This window comes from Bradyrhizobium vignae (genome assembly GCF_900324035.1).
Lineage (GTDB): Bacteria > Pseudomonadota > Alphaproteobacteria > Rhizobiales > Xanthobacteraceae > Bradyrhizobium > Bradyrhizobium vignae.
The window spans coordinates 7,364,170-7,380,315 of sequence record NZ_LS398110.1; the positions used below are offsets into that span (position 1 = coordinate 7,364,170).

The 16,146-nt window shown below is 63.7% G+C and carries 14 protein-coding genes and 1 other RNA gene; 7 read left to right on the forward strand and 8 right to left on the reverse strand.

The features are described 5' to 3' along the window. Window positions 1–147 precede the first annotated feature (147 nt). The 3 genes from BRAD3257_RS35425 to BRAD3257_RS35435 all read right to left on the reverse strand — a co-directional run bounded on the left by BRAD3257_RS35425 (window position 148) and on the right by BRAD3257_RS35435 (window position 2,671). Window positions 148–597: a DUF5131 family protein gene (locus BRAD3257_RS35425; protein ID WP_197711520.1), complete on the reverse strand. Its 450-nt coding sequence runs from the start codon at window positions 595–597 to the stop codon at window positions 148–150. Window positions 598–622: 25 nt separating this feature from the next. Continuing rightward, window positions 623–1,384, reverse strand: a complete 762-nt coding sequence (locus BRAD3257_RS35430) for an outer membrane protein (protein WP_122405683.1) — start codon at window positions 1,382–1,384, stop codon at window positions 623–625. A gap of 759 nt (window positions 1,385–2,143) precedes the next feature. Beyond that, window positions 2,144–2,671 (reverse strand): Spy/CpxP family protein refolding chaperone, encoded by a 528-nt coding sequence (locus BRAD3257_RS35435; RefSeq protein WP_122405684.1) that lies wholly within the window; start codon window positions 2,669–2,671, stop codon window positions 2,144–2,146. A 513-nt stretch (window positions 2,672–3,184) separates the two neighbouring features. On the opposite strand from BRAD3257_RS35435, the gene BRAD3257_RS35440 reads away from it, so the two are divergent. From BRAD3257_RS35440 to BRAD3257_RS35450, 3 genes are read left to right on the forward strand one after another with little or no spacing between them, the layout of a single operon-like run. Next, window positions 3,185–3,649, forward strand: coding sequence for a (2Fe-2S)-binding protein (locus tag BRAD3257_RS35440; RefSeq protein ID WP_174221612.1), 465 nt, complete (start codon window positions 3,185–3,187; stop codon window positions 3,647–3,649). Between the two features lie 8 nt (window positions 3,650–3,657). Further along, the gene (locus BRAD3257_RS35445; RefSeq protein ID WP_162500448.1) at window positions 3,658–5,826 is read left to right on the forward strand and encodes a xanthine dehydrogenase family protein molybdopterin-binding subunit; all 2,169 of its coding nucleotides are present in this window, start codon (window positions 3,658–3,660) and stop codon (window positions 5,824–5,826) included. Beyond that, entirely contained in the window at window positions 5,823–7,166 is a 1,344-nt protein-coding gene (locus tag BRAD3257_RS35450) for a c-type cytochrome (RefSeq protein WP_122405687.1), read from the forward strand. The genes BRAD3257_RS35445 and BRAD3257_RS35450 overlap by 4 nt, the downstream gene beginning before the upstream one ends. Before the next feature lie 54 nt (window positions 7,167–7,220). Here the strand turns inward: BRAD3257_RS35450 and BRAD3257_RS35455 are convergent, their stop codons facing one another. The 5 genes from BRAD3257_RS35455 to BRAD3257_RS35475 all read right to left on the reverse strand — a co-directional run bounded on the left by BRAD3257_RS35455 (window position 7,221) and on the right by BRAD3257_RS35475 (window position 10,036). After that, on the reverse strand, window positions 7,221–8,045 hold the full coding sequence (locus tag BRAD3257_RS35455; protein WP_162500449.1) for a TIGR00282 family metallophosphoesterase: 825 nt from the start codon (window positions 8,043–8,045) through the stop codon (window positions 7,221–7,223). Beyond that, entirely contained in the window at window positions 8,023–8,619 is a 597-nt protein-coding gene (locus BRAD3257_RS35460) for a 5-formyltetrahydrofolate cyclo-ligase (protein ID WP_122405688.1), read from the reverse strand. Before BRAD3257_RS35460 ends, BRAD3257_RS35455 begins: the two co-directional genes overlap by 23 nt. Before the next feature lie 222 nt (window positions 8,620–8,841). Then, window positions 8,842–9,002: non-coding RNA, 6S RNA (gene ssrS, locus BRAD3257_RS35465), on the reverse strand. Between the two features lie 333 nt (window positions 9,003–9,335). Continuing rightward, window positions 9,336–9,719 (reverse strand): cell division protein ZapA, encoded by a 384-nt coding sequence (locus BRAD3257_RS35470; RefSeq protein WP_061025095.1) that lies wholly within the window; start codon window positions 9,717–9,719, stop codon window positions 9,336–9,338. Then, on the reverse strand, window positions 9,716–10,036 hold the full coding sequence (locus BRAD3257_RS35475; protein ID WP_164937020.1) for a DUF4164 domain-containing protein: 321 nt from the start codon (window positions 10,034–10,036) through the stop codon (window positions 9,716–9,718). Before BRAD3257_RS35475 ends, BRAD3257_RS35470 begins: the two co-directional genes overlap by 4 nt. Before the next feature lie 404 nt (window positions 10,037–10,440). Between BRAD3257_RS35475 and tkt the strand changes: the two genes are divergently transcribed. From tkt to fba, 4 genes are all read left to right on the forward strand, one after another. Then, window positions 10,441–12,456, forward strand: coding sequence for a transketolase (gene tkt / locus BRAD3257_RS35480; RefSeq protein WP_122405690.1), 2,016 nt, complete (start codon window positions 10,441–10,443; stop codon window positions 12,454–12,456). A gap of 150 nt (window positions 12,457–12,606) precedes the next feature. Continuing rightward, complete coding sequence (gene gap, locus BRAD3257_RS35485; protein ID WP_122405691.1) at window positions 12,607–13,614, forward strand: type I glyceraldehyde-3-phosphate dehydrogenase; 1,008 nt, start codon at window positions 12,607–12,609, stop codon at window positions 13,612–13,614. A gap of 150 nt (window positions 13,615–13,764) precedes the next feature. Next, entirely contained in the window at window positions 13,765–14,961 is a 1,197-nt protein-coding gene (locus tag BRAD3257_RS35490; protein ID WP_122405692.1) for a phosphoglycerate kinase, read from the forward strand. A 39-nt stretch (window positions 14,962–15,000) separates the two neighbouring features. Then, a complete protein-coding gene (gene fba / locus BRAD3257_RS35495) occupies window positions 15,001–16,068 on the forward strand; it encodes a class II fructose-bisphosphate aldolase (RefSeq protein ID WP_122405693.1) in 1,068 nt (355 codons plus the stop codon). The last annotated feature ends 78 nt before the right edge of the window (window positions 16,069–16,146 follow it).

The window sequence follows — 16,146 nt, forward strand, 5'->3', positions numbered from 1 at the left end:
TACTTCAACACAGTTGCTCCTGGGCAGGCACGGGGGCGCCTTCCGGATGGGTTTCCGGCAGGGCTGACGGGCGCTCCTGCGGCCCATGAATCAAAAACCTGAAAAACAACCCCATGCACAGTAGCCGGGGTGTGCGAAATCAATGGCTTATGCAGGCAAGCCGTGGCGCGCTTTGACTTGTCGGGCAAAACAGGGGCATAATGCTATTATTCCGAAGTTGCCACCTCGGGCGTCTCGATAGTGTCCCAAGCGGCATCTCATCGAAGGTGCGCCCCCGATACTGCCCTGCCAGTACGGTTCTTGCGAACGCCGCCCCATTGTTTGAAAAAAATGCCGCGCCGCTTCGCGACACGCGCTCTCGATCTCACGGACCCACTCCTCCGCCATTGGTCGGGAACGTGGTCCACTTTCACCTCGAACGATTGCCCATTGGATGCCCGTCACAAATCTCGGCGATATCGCTGGTCTCGAATGCGGCGTTGATGCGTTCCGCAATCGCTTGGCGGTTCGTTCGAGATGATCTGATAGATCGCTTCGCAATCTTTTCGGACATCCGCATGCAACAAAAAGGCCGGGCAAACCTGCCCGGCCCATCATGCTGGAAAAAGCGTCGAGAAGAGGGTCAGTATTTGGCCGCGACCGGAGGATAGCCGTAGCCGCCGAAGCGGTAGTTAAACCGCACAGTGACCATATCCACGTCCTGGCTAATCCGATCGTTGAGTACGGCCGCAAGGCGCGGATCGGCGACGGAGAAGGAGTTATTGGCGTGTCCCATCCACAGATGGTCGTATTCAAGACCGACCGACCAGTTCGGTGCGAAACCATACTCCCAGCCGACACCCAGGGTGCCGCCCCAGCGCGTGTTATCTGCCGAGACCAGCCCGATCCCGGTGGTGTTGTCGAAGATTGTAAAGCGGTTTCTGGTCACGGCCGCGCCGCCCTTCACGTAGAACAGTGAGGCGTTCCATGCCCAACCGAGTTGGCCCGTGAAGAGGCCGATGGCATCGGTCTTCACCGTGGTTGAAAGCGTCGGGTTGAACAGGCTGACACGGGTGTTGCTGAGGTCGGCCCAATCGCCCTGTGCCTCCAATCCGAACACAAACTGATTGGTCTGCCAGCGATATCCGATCTGCCCGCCGACAACCCCTCCGGAACGGTCACGGCAACCGCTTGCGACTGTTCCTGCGAGCGTGACGAAATCCACGCAATTGTGGCTTTGGCCCCACCCGCCGTTGGCGCCGATGTAGAAACCGGTCCAATCATAGATCGGCGCGACCGGGGGCGGCGCCTTGACGTAAGGTTTAGCAGCCAGATCAGCCGCCGACGCGGGCGCGGCCATGCCCACGGCCAGCAAGGCCACGGTGCTCAGCAAAAACTTCTTCATTGTCATTGCTCCATCCCGTCGTTTCGGTCTGAAACGACCGCGAGTTACTTGTTGCGGCATTCCGACCTGAACGTAGCTGATTTGATGAGCATGCGATGTATCGGGGCGGCAACACTCGAAGTTTCGATTTTGGCCAGCGCGCGGTTTACGGGAGGTACGATTATGCGCCTTCCAGTTGTGGCAGAAGTGCTGACCAATCGGATACACTGAGCCCTTCTGTTTCAGTATGATTGTTGGCAAACGCAGAGACCGACAGGCTTGTTGTCGGCACTCAAGATGAGCGAGCCTAAAGCGCGATGGGATCAGGATGAATCACCATCGCGCTTCAGGTTATTGTTTGAGCATGATCTTTTCGGAAAACCGCTGCACGCTTTTCCGGATCATGCTTTAGGGCCTTCGGTGCCCAGATTTGGCTCGCACCGGCACTGTTGTCGAAGTCGGCCTTCGCACAACAGGCATTACAGTGCTGTTCGATGGCGCCACAAGACCAACTGTCCTGCACCGAAATCATATAGCTCCTTTCTCGGAGTAGACTTCCGGTCTGCGCTCCACTTCGGACATGTCCCTGCTGCGCCCAAACGGTCGCGATGGGCACAGATCCGGAGTTCCGAAACGGCTTTGCCATGGGCTGGCGAACGCTTCGGCTTCGCCAAACCCTGGGGGATGTCGGCCTTGCACAAAAGCAGACATCGCCGCTGCTGCCGTATAATGGGCGGAGCACACGCGGCTATTTAAGCCTGAGCATCGAACTACTTTGCTTCAGTCCTCGTTCTCCTGAAACTGCGCACGGCGCCGATCTACGACGTTGCTCATATCGTGGATTACAAAGATCGCGAGCGCCGCCATGCGCCGCCTCTGTTCTTGGCTAAGCGTACCGTAGAGTGGCTGCCACGCCTCGGCGAGCTTATCCAAATCGGCTGAACGTTGAGCCAATGCTTGCGAGCGTTGTTGCAAAAAGGCGATGGGGTCACGATTGCGCATGAGTTCGACACGGCTTTCGTTGGCCGCTCTACCCACTGTTTCCTGGATTTTTGCAATACGGGCTCTCCGATCCTCCGCATTGGCACGAATGGCGCTCTCTACGGGCGGCCAAAGCTTTTCCTGGTCAGGTGTCAACTGCAACGCGGCCTTCACCAGATCAACCCTCATATCCGTAAGTGTATTCTGGTCGGTTGCATTTAACCGTTCCGGTATCGCAGGAGAGGAGGTTTGCGAGGATTGTGCGTTGGCAATCGAGGAGGCAGCAAGGAAGAGCGCGGTTGTTCCGATCACTACTGTCTTCAACATGGCAATCTCCCAGGTAGGTTACGCCCCCAGGCTCCGTCGCAGAAATGATCACGCACTGCGAGGTCGCTTTGAGCTATATCAAAGGATCGAGCAGGTTTGACGGCGACCGCCGCTGTTCAGCGAGCGCAACCGTCCAACTTCCAGCTCTTTGCTTTCAACTTGCTGGAAGTGCCTCAAGGGGGCCCAAGGGGAGAGGGCACAGCAATGGGCCGCCCGACTTTCCCAATCGCACGATTTTCGTCATCGCATGATTTTGCGCATTCGCACGACGATCTGCGGCGTTAGACCACGCAAAGCGACGAAAATGCATCGAAATATGACGTTTATCATATCAAATAGCCTGGAATAGGCGCAGCGGTCGCCGCACAAATTCGTGAATGTCATGGTCTGCCGCTTCGACCGCCCAAATATGCATTGCTGCGAATTTGGAAGCTTCATCGCGTCGCATCGATATGATTAGGGTCACGCGCAAATCGCCGACGCCGTAAGCGCTCGTCGAGCAAGGGGATGCACATGGCAACAACACTCTCTATCAACGGCGAAACGAAATCGTTCGACGCGCCACCCGACATGCCGCTGCTGTGGGTGCTGCGCGACATCCTCGGCATGACCGGCACCAAGTTCGGCTGCGGCATCGCGCAATGCGGCGCCTGCACGGTGCATATCGACGGCAAGGCGGTGCGCTCCTGCGTGTTGCCGGTGAGCGCGGTCGAGAACCGCAATGTGACCACCATCGAGCATGTCGGCAGCACGCCGGCGGGCGCGAAGGTGCAGAAGGCCTGGCTCGAGGCCGAAGTGATCCAGTGCGGTTACTGCCAGTCAGGCCAGATCATGGCGGCCGCGGCGCTGCTGGCGGCAACGCCGAATCCTGACGATTCCGATATCGACGCCGCGATGGCCGGCAACATCTGCCGCTGCGGCACCTATGTGCGCATCCGCGAGGCCATCAAGCAGGCCGCCAACGGCCGCCAGTCCTGAGGTTCGCCATGAATGCACGCAACAGCCTCTCCCGCCGCTCGCTGCTGACCGGCGGTCTCGCGGGCGGCTTCCTGCTCGCCTTCCATCTGCCGCTGCGCGCCGCAATCAACGAGCCGGTGCAGCCGCTCGACAACACCCAGGGAAAGTTCGCGCCCAACGCGTTCATCCGCATCGACGAGACCGGCCGCACGGTGCTGATCATGCCGCAGGTCGAGATGGGCCAGGGCACGTACACGTCGATCTCCGCGGTACTCGCCGAGGAGCTGGATGCCGACTGGAGCAAGGTCGAGGTGCAGCACGCCCCGCCGAATGACAAGCTCTACGGCAATCCCACCTTCGGCCTGCAAGTCACCGGCAACTCCAACTCGATCCGCGCCTGGTGGCTGCCGCTGCGCAAGGCCGGCGCGACCGCGCGCGCGATGCTGGTGCAGGCCGCAGCCGCCCAATGGGGCGTCGAGCCTGCAAGCTGCAGCGCGTCGAAGGGCGAGGTCGCGCATGACGCGAGCGGCCGCAAGCTCGGCTATGGCGAACTGGCGCTTGCCGCGCAGGCCCAGACGCCTCCGAAAGATGTCGCAATCATGGATCCCAAGGACTTCGTCCTCATCGGTCAGCCGTTGAAGCGGCTCGATACGCCGGACAAGGTCAACGGCAAGGCGCTCTACGGCATCGACGCGATCCTCCCCGGCATGAAGATCGCCGCGATCGCCAATTGCCCGGTATTTGGTGGCAAGGTCGGCAAGGTCGACGACAGCGCCGCGACGAAAGTCGCCGGCGTGCGCAAGGTCGTCGTACTCGATGACGCAGTCGCCGTGATCGGCGATCACATGTGGGCGGCAAAGAAAGGTCTCGAAGCGCTCAAGATCGAGTGGAACGAGGGGTCGAACGCTGAGATCTCCACCAAGGACATCTGGGACGATCTGCGCAAGGCCAGCCAGAAAGACGGCGCGATCGCCAGATCCGACGGCGACATCGCCAAGGCGCTGGCGAGCGGCGACAAGTTCGAAGCGGCTTACGAGCTGCCGTTCCTGGCGCATGCCTCGATGGAGCCGATCAACGCCACGGTGCACGTGAAGCCCGACTCCTGCGAGATCTGGACCGGCACGCAGATCATGACGCGCGTGCAGTCGGAGGCGGCGAAGGCCGCGGGGCTGCCGGTCGACAAGGTCATCGTCAACAACCATCTGCTCGGCGGCGGCTTCGGCCGCAAGCTCGAGCCGGACATGGTTGTCGCGGCGGTCAAGATCGCAAAACAGGTCGACTACCCCGTGAAGGTGGTGTGGACCCGCGAGGAGGACATCCAGCACGACGTCTACCGCCCGGTCTATCGCGATCAGATCACGGCGTCGCTGGTCGACGGCAAGGTCTCGGGGTGGAAGTACAAGGTCGCCGGCTCCGCCGTGCTGGCGCGCTGGCTGCCGCCGGCGTTCCAGAAGGGAATCGATATCGATGCAGTCGACGCTGCCGTCGATGCGCCCTACGACTTCGCCAACTTCCACGTCGAATATGTCCGTGCCGAACCGCTGTCGGTGCCGACAGGCTTCTGGCGCGGCGTCGGCCCGAACAACAATGTGTTCGCGGTCGAATGCGCGATGGACGAGCTCGCGCGCAAGGCGGGCAAGGACCCCATTGAATTCCGCAAGTCCATGCTGACGAAAAACCCGCGCATGCTGGCGGTGCTCGACCAGGTCGCGGAGAAATCCGGCTGGGGCCAACCGCTGCCTCCGCGCGTCGGCCGCGGCGTCTGCGTGCAGCCCTCATTCGCAAGCTTCATCGCGACGGTGGTCGAGGCCGAGATCGACGACATCGGCGAGATCACGCTCCGCCGCGTTACCTCGGTGGTCGACACCGGTATCGCGGTCAACCCCGATACGGTGAAGGCGCAGATCGAGGGTGGCTTGATCTTCGGCCTCACCGCCGCACTCTATGGCGAGATCACCATCGACAAGGGCCGCGTGCAGCAGTCGAACTTCCACGACTACCGCATGATGCGCATCAACGAGACGCCGAAGATCGAGGTGATCGTCGTCAAGAGCGGCGAGGCGCCGGGCGGCATCGGCGAGGCCGGCGTCAATGCCGGACCACCGGCGTTGCGCAACGCGATTTATGCGGCAACCGGTGTGGCGCTGCGGCGCCTGCCAATCGATCGGAAACTGCTGGCTGCGGGGAAGAAGGCATGAGCGGCAAGATGCGTATCCTCACGAGCCTGCTCGTGATCGCCATCGTCGCGGTGGCGCTCGGCGTCTGGATCATCCGCGGGCCCGGCCCGCTCGACTTTGCAGGCGGCACCAAGGTGGCGCTGGCGGACTACCGCGCCGGCAAGCCGACGGGCGTGCCGGCCAAGCTGGAGAAGGCAAGCCTGGCCGAACGCGGTGAGTATCTCGCAAAGGCGGCCGACTGCATGGTCTGCCACACCAAGCCTGGCGAGAAGGAGTATTCCGGCGGGCTCGCCTTCAAGCTGCCGTTCGGCACGCTCTATTCGACCAACATCACCCCGGACAAGGACACCGGCATCGGCAATTACAGCGATCAGGATTTCCTGAACGCGGTCCAGCACGGCAAGCGCCGTGACGGCGCGCGGCTCTATCCGGCGATGCCGTACACGTCCTACACCTTCATGACCGACGAGGACGTGCTGGCGGTGAAGGCCTATCTGTTCAGCCTGCCGGCGGTGCGCGCCAAGGCGCCCGAGAACACGCTGTCCTTCCCGTTCAACCAGCGCTGGGCGATGATTGTCTGGTCGGCGGTGTTCAATCCGGATACGCGCTTTGCGCCTGATACCTCGAAGAGCCCGGAGTGGAATCGTGGTGCGTATCTCGTCGAGGCGCTGGCGCATTGCGGCGAATGCCACACCCCGCGCAATCTCGGCTTCGCGCTCGACAACCGCAAGAAGTTCGCCGGCGCCATCACGGCGGGCTGGCGCGCCTTCAACATTTCTTCCGACAAGGCGACCGGTCTCGGCAACTGGAGCGATCAGGATCTGATCTCGTATCTGTCGCTCGGCCATGCACCTAGCCACGGCTCGGCCTCGGGTCCGATGGGTGAAGCGGTCGACCACAGTTTCAGCCGGTTCGCACCCGAAGACATCAGCAGCATCGTTGCCTACTTGCGCAGCGTGCCGCCGCAGCCCTCGCCCGACCTGCCGGCCACCACGGCGCCCGTCGCCCCCGCCTCGCACCGCGACGGCGTCACCGCGGACGCGCGCGGCAAGAAGGTGTTCGCCAGCGCCTGCGCCAGCTGCCACGGCTGGAGCGGCGAGAGCCCTGTCTCGCCGATGGCGACGCTGACCGGCACCTGGGCCGTCAACGACCCCGCCGCCACCAACGTCGCGCAGATCGTGATCTCGGGCACCAAGCGGCATACGCCTGATGGTGCACTGTCGATGCCCGCGTTCGGCAATGCGTATACCGACGACGAGATCGCGGCGGTGGCGAACTACGTCACGGCGCGGTTCGGTGCGAAGGGCTCGAAGCTGACGGCGAAGGACGTGGCGGAGTTGCGGGGTCAGACGGCGGAGTAGCGCGCCGCTCTTACCCTCCCCTGGAGGGTGGCAGGGGCGATTGCTGCATGACCGTCAACTCAACCAGAACTTCGGCGTCGCGGGCTCCAGCCTTCCGCCCACACGCACCGGCGCGATCCTGAGCGCGAGGCCCGTTGCATCGTCCGTCTCGACCGCAACGGCGCTGAGCGTCGCAGCGCCTGCGGCCGGCTCGAAGCGCCCCGACGGAATCCCCGTGGTGAACCGGCGCAGCGGCTCTTCCTTCTGCATGCCGATGATGGAGTCGTAATCGCCGGTCATGCCGGCGTCGGTCATGTAGGCGGTGCCGCCGGACAGGATCTGGTGGTCGGCGGTCGGGACATGCGTGTGGGTGCCGACGACGAGGCTGGCGCGACCGTCGCAGAAGAAGCCGATGCCCTGTTTCTCGCTGCTCGCCTCGCAATGGAAGTCGACGACGATGGCGTCGGCGGCGACGCCGAGCGGGCAGGCTCCCAATTCGCGCTCGAGCGCGGCGAAGGGATCGTCGAACGGGGTCATGAACACGCGGCCCAAAGCGTTGACGACGAGTGCATGCTTGCCGTTCTTGGTCTCGACCAAGGCGGCGCCGCGGCCGGGCGTGCCGCGCGGATAGTTCGCGGGCCGCACCAGGCGGTCGGCGCGCTCGATGAAGACGAGCGCCTCGCGCTGATCCCAGGAATGATTGCCGAGCGTCACCGCGTCGGCGCCGGCCTCGAGAAACTCCTGGTAGATCGCTTCCGTGATGCCGAAGCCGCCGGCCGAATTCTCGCCGTTGACCACGACGAAATCGAGCGACCAGTCCTTGACCATGCCGGGCAGATATTCGGCGACGGCCTCGCGCCCGCTACGGCCGACGACGTCACCCACGAAGAGAATGCGCAACTTCAGAACTCCGGAAATCGAACACGTCCGTTTCCGTTAGCACATAATCCAGCGCGACGTCGTGCGATAGTGCCGGAACCGTCTCGATCTCCTGTGCTGCAAACGCAAGGCCGATGCCGACGATGTGCTTGGCTTTCCGCAGATGCGCGAAGGTGAAATCGTAATGTCCCGCGCCATAGCCGATGCGATGGCCGAGGCGGTCGAACGCGGCGAGCGGCGTCAGCATGATATCGGGGACGACCTCGGCCGCTGCAGGCGACGGCTCGGGAATGCCGAGTGGGCCGAGCATCAGGCGATCGTTCGGATGGAAGAGGCGGAAGATCAGCGACTGGCCGCGCGCAGTGACGCAAGGCAGCGCCAGCCTCGCGCCCTCCTCCGCGAGCTTGGTCAAAAGCGGCATCGGATCGATCTCGCTGCGGATCGGCGAATAGCCGGAGACGATGCTGCCCGGCAGCAGCTTGAACGGCAGCCCGCGCTTGGCGAGCTTTGCGGCGGCGGCAGTGCGCTTCTTCTCGCTCAGCGCATCGCGCTTGGCGAGGGCTTTGGCGCGGAGCTCGGATTTCGAGTTGGACATGTGCTGGTCCCCCAAAGTCATCACCCGCCTTGTGCGCCATTGCGCACTGGAGCAGGCGATCCAGTATTCCAGAGCCGGTGGTGATTCACACAAAGGCCGCGGCGTACTGGATGCCCCGCCCCCGTACGCAATTGCGCACCAGGCGGAACATGACACCTGTTGAACCGGCCGCAGTCGTTTCAACAAGCACAAATCAAGCAGACAACAAATCAAGCAGACAAGTGCGAAGCCGCGTACGCCGTTGAAGCACTCGATCCCGGAGTTCCCTACGAAAGTAGGTGGGCACCATATGTCCGGGCCCACGGGCCCGGCCAGGGACAGTTCCCTAAAGGATCGATAAGGCCCCGGGGATATATGGCTCCTGACGCACGTCGCAGCCTCGCTCAGGCAATCTAACAACGATACTGACGAATCGCCAGCCCGAGTCGCGGCTGGTTCGCAACTCCTTGCGCGAGAGGTCGACGCGCGAAGCGCGGCGGGTGAGGGCTCTCTCCTCCTGGGGGTTCTCGCCCAGCGGAAACACCCTCTCCGCAACCCTCCCCCGCGAGCGCAGGGCTATCGCATCTGAGATCCTTTCCCTGCGGCCATCCTTCGAGACGCCCGCCTTAGGCGGGCTCTCGAAGGACGAGGCGTGCGCGCAGGCTGCAGCCACGACCCATATGCGATAGCCCTGCCCGCGAGCTGGGGAGGGAGCGCACCGGTCGCGTGGCTCTCGCCTACCCGATCGCAATCCCGTTGCCGACGGTGCGGTTCAGCACCTGGGTCGACTTCTCGATGCGTTCGGCGGCGGCGTTCAGTGCGTTGACCACGGCGGTCTGCGTCATCCTGGCGCGCTCGACGGCGGCGTTGCGGAAATCCCGGAGCTCGGTCAGCTCCTGCTCGAGGGTTCGGACACGGTTGCTGGTGTCGATCAATTCGTCACACACGGTCAGCGCCGCCATCACGGTGAGCCGCGCATCGCCGATCTCGCCGAATTTTCCGCGCAGCGACTGGATGCGTGTCTCCAGGGTTTCGGCGAGCTTGAGCAGCCGCACCTCCTGGCCCTCCTCGCAGGCCATGCGGTATTGCCGGCCGTTGATGGTGACGTTGATGTGGCTCATCCGTCCTCTCCGGTATCGAGCACCGAGCGTATCGTGACGATTGCGGAATCCAGCCGGTCAGAGATCTCGCGATTGGCGCGCTCGAGCTTGCGCGCCTTCACCAGTGCGCCGTCGAGCTCGTCGGCAAGGCGCGAGCGATCCGCGCCGAGCGCCTGAATCCGCGCCGCGAGCTCGTTCTCGTCGCGATCGGCATCGCGCCGCCGCTCCACCGCACTTTCGAGCGCGTCGAGCGCCGCCGTGAGCCGGCGGGTCGCAATCTCGATCTCGACGGCAGATGACTCCGTCATGGCGGAACTGTTTGATACGCGATCGTTCATGCAGTCAGCGGCGGAACCTGGCGGCCTTTGCCCAGTGGCCTTTCCCTGGAGCTTGCCGTCCGGCAAAAGACTCGGTTCGGCAAGCGGTTAGAAGCAGAAATTTACGTGGCAGGAAAGCCCAGCGCAACGCCGCCGCAAAGCTATGCACCGATAGATGGGATCCGGCATCCCGGCCTACCGGTTCCCGTGTGCATGATCTTTCGGAAAAACGGTTCCCACTTTCCGGATCATGCCTTGATAATACCTGGATGATACTTGGGCGATTTTTCGCGCTCGGAACGCGCTTGATTGCCTTGGACTCCCGGAACCGAGATGCTATCCAGCCCCAGCTCCCGTGACCGCCAGTCTCGATCCAGCGCGGCGCACACGGCCATCAAGCACCTCATTCCAGACGGATTTTCACCATGATGCAGCTCGATGCCACCCGTATGGCCCATACGCAGGTCGACCACACCCGCATGGCCAACGCGATCCGCGGCCTTTCGATGGACGCTGTCGAGAAGGCCAAATCGGGCCATCCCGGCCTGCCGATGGGTGCCGCCGACATCGCCACCGTGCTGTTCACGCAGTTCCTGAAATTCGATGCCGCCGCGCCAGCCTGGCCTGACCGCGACCGCTTCGTGCTCTCGGCCGGCCACGGCTCGATGCTGCTCTATTCGCTGCTGTATCTCACCGGCAATACCGAGATGACGCTGGACCAGATCAAGCAGTTTCGCCAGGTCAACTCGCTCACTCCCGGCCACCCCGAGAATTTCCGCACCAAAGGCATCGAAACCACCACGGGACCGCTCGGCCAGGGCATCTCGACTGCAGTCGGCATGGCGCTCGCCGAGAAGATGCTCGCCGCCGAGTTCGGCAAGAAGATCGTCGATCACCATACCTATGTGCTCGCATCCGACGGCGACCTGATGGAAGGCGTGTCGCAGGAAGCGATCGCGATGGCCGGGCATTGGAAGCTCAACAAGCTGATCGTGCTCTACGACGACAACGGCATCTCGATCGATGGCCCAACCTCGATCGCGGATTCCGTCGACCAGGTGAAGCGCTTCAAAGCGGCGGGCTGGGCGGCCGAGAAGATCGACGGCCAGGACCAGGCCGCGATCGCCGACGCCATCACGCGCGCCAGGAAATCGAACAAGCCGACGCTGATTGCCTGCCGCACCACCATCGGTTTCGGCGCGCCGCACAAGGCCGGCACCGCGAAGGTGCATGGCGAGGCGCTCGGGGCCGACGAGCTCAAGGCCGCCAAGGAAAATCTCGGCATCTCGCTCGAGCCGTTCTCCGTGCCTGACGACGTGCTGAAGGCCTGGCGCGCAGCCGGCAGCCGCGGCGCTGTGGCGCGGCAGGAATGGGAAGGACGGATCAGTGAGCTCGGCAGCCGCAAGCGTGCCGAGTTCGAGCGCCGCCTGCGACATGAGCGTCCGGCGTCGCTCGCAAAGGCGCTGCGCGCGCACAAGAAGGAATTGCTCGAGAAGCCGCTGACGGCGGCAACCCGCAAATCATCGGAAGCCGCGATCGAGGCGATCGCCGCCGCGATGCCGATGGAATTCCTGGCCGGCTCCGCCGATCTCACCGGCTCCAACAACAACAAAGCGAAATCGGCGACTGCCTTCTCGGCCAAGACGCCGAAGGGCCGCTTCATCCATTACGGCATCCGCGAGCACGGCATGGCGGCTGCGATGAACGGCATCTTCCTGCACGGCGGCTTCGCGCCGAACGGCGCGACGTTTCTGGTATTCACCGACTACGCCCGTCCCGCGATGCGCCTTGCCGCGCTGATGGGTGCCGGCGTCGTCTACGTGATGACTCACGACTCCATCGGCCTCGGCGAGGACGGCCCGACCCATCAGCCGGTCGAGCATCTCGCCGCGCTTCGCGCCATTCCCAACATGCGCGTGTTCCGTCCCTGCGATGCCATCGAGGTCGCCGAGTGCTGGGAGCTCGCGCTCAACCGCGTGGACGGACCGACCGTGCTGGCGCTGACGCGGCAGAACCTGCCGCAGCTGCGTACCACCGCACCGAACGACAATCCCTGTGCGGCCGGCGCCTATGAGCTCGTCCCAGCCCAGGGCGAAGCCAAGGTGACGCTGTTCGCTTCCGGCTCCGAGGTCGAGATCGCGGTGGCTGCCCAAAAACAGCTCACGGAACGCGGCATCGCGTCACGCGTTGTCTCTGTTCCTTCGCTCGAGCTGTTGTTAGCGCAACCAGAGGCGAAACGCGCCGCAATCATCGGCAACGCGCCGGTCAAGATTGCGATCGAGGCCGCCGTGCGCTGGGGCTGGGATGCCGTGATCGGCCAGGACGGCGAGTTCATCGGCATGCATTCCTTCGGCGAAAGCGGTCCTGCCAAGGAGCTTTACAAGCATTTCGGCATTACCGCCGAGGCCGCGGTTAACGCTGTGCTGAAGCGCGTTTCCTGAGAGTTGAGCTTGCCGCAAAAAAGGACTACGTAATCTCCCATATGATCAAGCACCGCCCGGCCGAACCGGGCGTCCGCCCCTAAAAAACCCTCGCAAGCGCGCCAAGCGCGCGTTGTGCGGGATGACAACGGTCATTGAAGGAGACGAAACATGGCAGTCCGCGTCGGAATTAACGGTTTTGGCCGCATCGGCCGCAACGTCCTGCGGGCTATCGCCGAGTCAGGCCGCAAGGACATCGAGGTCGTCGGCATCAACGATCTCGGCCCGGTCGAGACCAACGCCCATCTCCTCCGCTACGACAGCGTCCATGGCCGTTTCCCCGGCACCGTCACCGTCGAGGGCGACTCCATCAGCCTCGGCAGCGGCAAGATCAAGGTGACCGCCGAGCGCGATCCTTCGAAGCTGCCGTGGAAGGATCTCGGCGTCGACATCGCGCTGGAATGCACCGGCATCTTCACCTCGAAGGACAAGGCTTCCGCGCATCTGACCGCCGGCGCCAAGCGTGTGCTGGTCTCCGCGCCCGCCGACGGCGCCGACGCCACCATCGTCTACGGCGTCAATCACGAGACGCTGACCAGGGATCACCTCGTCGTCTCCAACGGAAGCTGCACCACCAACTGCCTCGCGCCGGTCGCCAAGGTGCTGAACGATCTCGTCGGCATCGAGACCGGCTTCATGACCACGATCCACGCTTACACCGGCGACCAGCCGACGCTGGACACGCTGCACAAGGATCTCTACCGCGGCCGCGCCGCGGCGATGTCGATGATCCCGACCTCGACCGGCGCTGCGAAGGCGATCGGCCTCGTGCTGCCGGAACTCAAGGGCAAGCTCGACGGCGTCGCGATCCGCGTGCCGACCCCGAACGTCTCGGTCGTCGACCTCAAGATCGTCGCCAAGCGCGCCACCGACGCCAAGGAAGTCAACGCGGCGATGAAGCGCGCCAGCGAGCAGCAGCTCAAGGGCATCCTCGGCTACACCAACGCGCCGAACGTCTCGATCGACTTCAACCACGACCCGCACTCCTCGACCTTCCACGAGGACCAGACCAAGGTGCAGAACGGCACGCTGGTGCGCGTGATGTCCTGGTACGACAACGAGTGGGGGTTCTCGAACCGCATGGCGGACACCGCCGTCGCGATGAGCAAGGTGATCTGAGGACGCTCCATGTCCCGGACGCGATGCAGCGTGAAACGCTGCTTCACAGATCCGGGACCCATCTCAACCGCGGGACTCGCCGCAACGTGGGTCCCGGTTCTGCACAGCAGCGCTGCGCGCCGCGGTGCGCCCGGGACAAGGGCCTCTCAGATGACCAACAAATTCCGCACCCTCGACGACGTCGACGTGAAGGGCAAGCGCGTCTTGCTGCGCGTCGATCTCAACGTGCCCATGGAGAACGGGCGCGTCACCGATGCCACGCGGCTCGAGCGCGTTGCGCCGACCATCAGCGAAATCTCGGACAAGGGCGGCAAGGTCATCCTGCTCGCGCATTTCGGCCGGCCGAAGGGACGCGATGCCAAGGACTCGCTCAAGCCGGTTGCCGAAGCGCTGTCCAAGGTGGTGAAAAAACCCGTCGCCTTCGCCGACGATTGCATCGGCGAGCCCGCAGCACAGGCGGTGGCCGGCCTGAAGGACGGCGACATCCTGTGTCTCGAAAACACCCGCTTCCACAAGGAAGAGGAAAAGAACGATCCTGCCTTCGTCGCGGAGCTCGCCAAGCTCGGCGACATCTGGGTCAATGACGCCTTCTCGGCCGCACACCGCGCCCACGCCTCGACCGAAGGCCTCGGTCACAAGCTGCCCGCCTATGCAGGCCGCACCATGCAGGCCGAGCTCGATGCGCTGGAGAAGGCGCTGGGGTCGCCGACCAAGCCTGTGATCGCGATCATCGGCGGCGCAAAAGTCTCGACCAAGATCGACCTGCTGGAAAACCTCGTCACCAAGGTCGATGCGCTCGTGATCGGCGGCGGCATGGCCAACACCTTCCTGCACGCGCAGGGCGTTGCGATCGGCAAGTCGCTGGCCGAGAAGGACCTCGCGCCGACCGCGCTGCGCATCCTGGAGAAGGCGAACGCCGCCAACTGCGCCATCATCCTTCCCGTCGACGCCACCGTCGCCTACCATTTCGCCGCCAACGCGCCCGCGCATGCCTATGGGCTCGACGCGATCCCCGCCGACGGCATGATCCTCGACGTCGGCCCACAATCGGTCGCGCGCGTCCACGCCGCGATCGACGATGCGGCGACGCTGGTCTGGAACGGACCGCTCGGGGCCTTCGAGCTGCAGCCGTTCGACCGCGGCACGGTCGCGGCCGCCAAGCACGCCGCCGAGCGCACCAAGGCCAAGAAGCTGATCTCGATCGCGGGCGGCGGCGACACCGTCGCGGCGCTCAACCAGGCCCATGTGGCCGGTGACTTCACCTATGTCTCCACCGCCGGTGGCGCGTTCCTTGAATGGATGGAAGGCAAGCCCCTGCCCGGCGTCGAAGTTCTGCGCACCAAGTAATCAAGCGGCCTTGCAGGCCCCAACGGGAGAAAAAGACAGATGGCTCGGATCACGTTACGTCAACTGCTCGACCATGCGGCGGAGAACGATTACGGCGTACCGGCCTTCAACATCAACAACATGGAGCAGGCGCTGGCGATCATGGACGCGGCCAACCAGGTCGATGCGCCCGTCATCATCCAGGCCTCGCGCGGCGCGCGCTCCTACGCCAACGACGTCATGCTCAAGCACATGATGGACGCGGTGACCGAGATCTATCCGCACATTCCTGTCTGCGTGCATCTCGACCACGGCAACGAGCCCGCGACCTGCATGACCGCGATCCAGGCCGGCTTCACCTCCGTGATGATGGACGGCTCGCTCAAGGCCGACGGCAAGACCCCCGGCGACTGGGGCTACAATGTCGGTGTCACCAAGACCGTGACCGACATGGCCCATCTCGGCGGCATCTCCGTCGAGGGTGAACTCGGCGTGCTCGGCTCGCTCGAGACCGGCATGGGTGACAAGGAAGACGGCCACGGCGCCGAAGGCAAGCTCAGCCACGACCAGCTCCTGACCAACCCGGACGAGGCCGTGAAGTTCGTCAAGGAGACCAAGGTCGACGCGCTCGCGATCGCGATGGGGACGTCCCACGGTGCCTACAAATTTACCCGCAAGCCCGACGGCGACATCCTCGCCATGAACGTGATCGAGGAGATCCACCGCAAGCTGCCGAACACGCATCTCGTCATGCACGGCTCCTCGTCAGTGCCGCAGGAGCTGCAGGACATCATCAACGCCTATGGCGGCAAGATGAAGCCGACCTGGGGCGTACCTGTCAGCGAGATCCAGCGCGGCATCAAGAACGGCGTGCGCAAGATCAACATCGACACCGACAATCGCATGGCGATGACCGGCCAGATCCGGAAAGTGCTCAAGGACAGCCCGGAAGAGTTCGATCCGCGCAAGTACCTGAAGCCGGCGATGGAAGCCATGACCAAGCTGTGCAAGCAGCGCCTGCAGGAGTTCAACACGGCGGGCCAGGCCTCCAAGATCAAGAAGGTGCTGACCACCGCCGAGATGGCCAAGCGCTACGCCAAGGGCGAGCTCGATCCCCGCGTCGCGTAAGCGATCGCGAAGGTGGCGTAAGCCGTTTCAAGCCCATTCCCGGGTTTCCGGGACGCGCGAAGCGTGGGCCCGGAATCC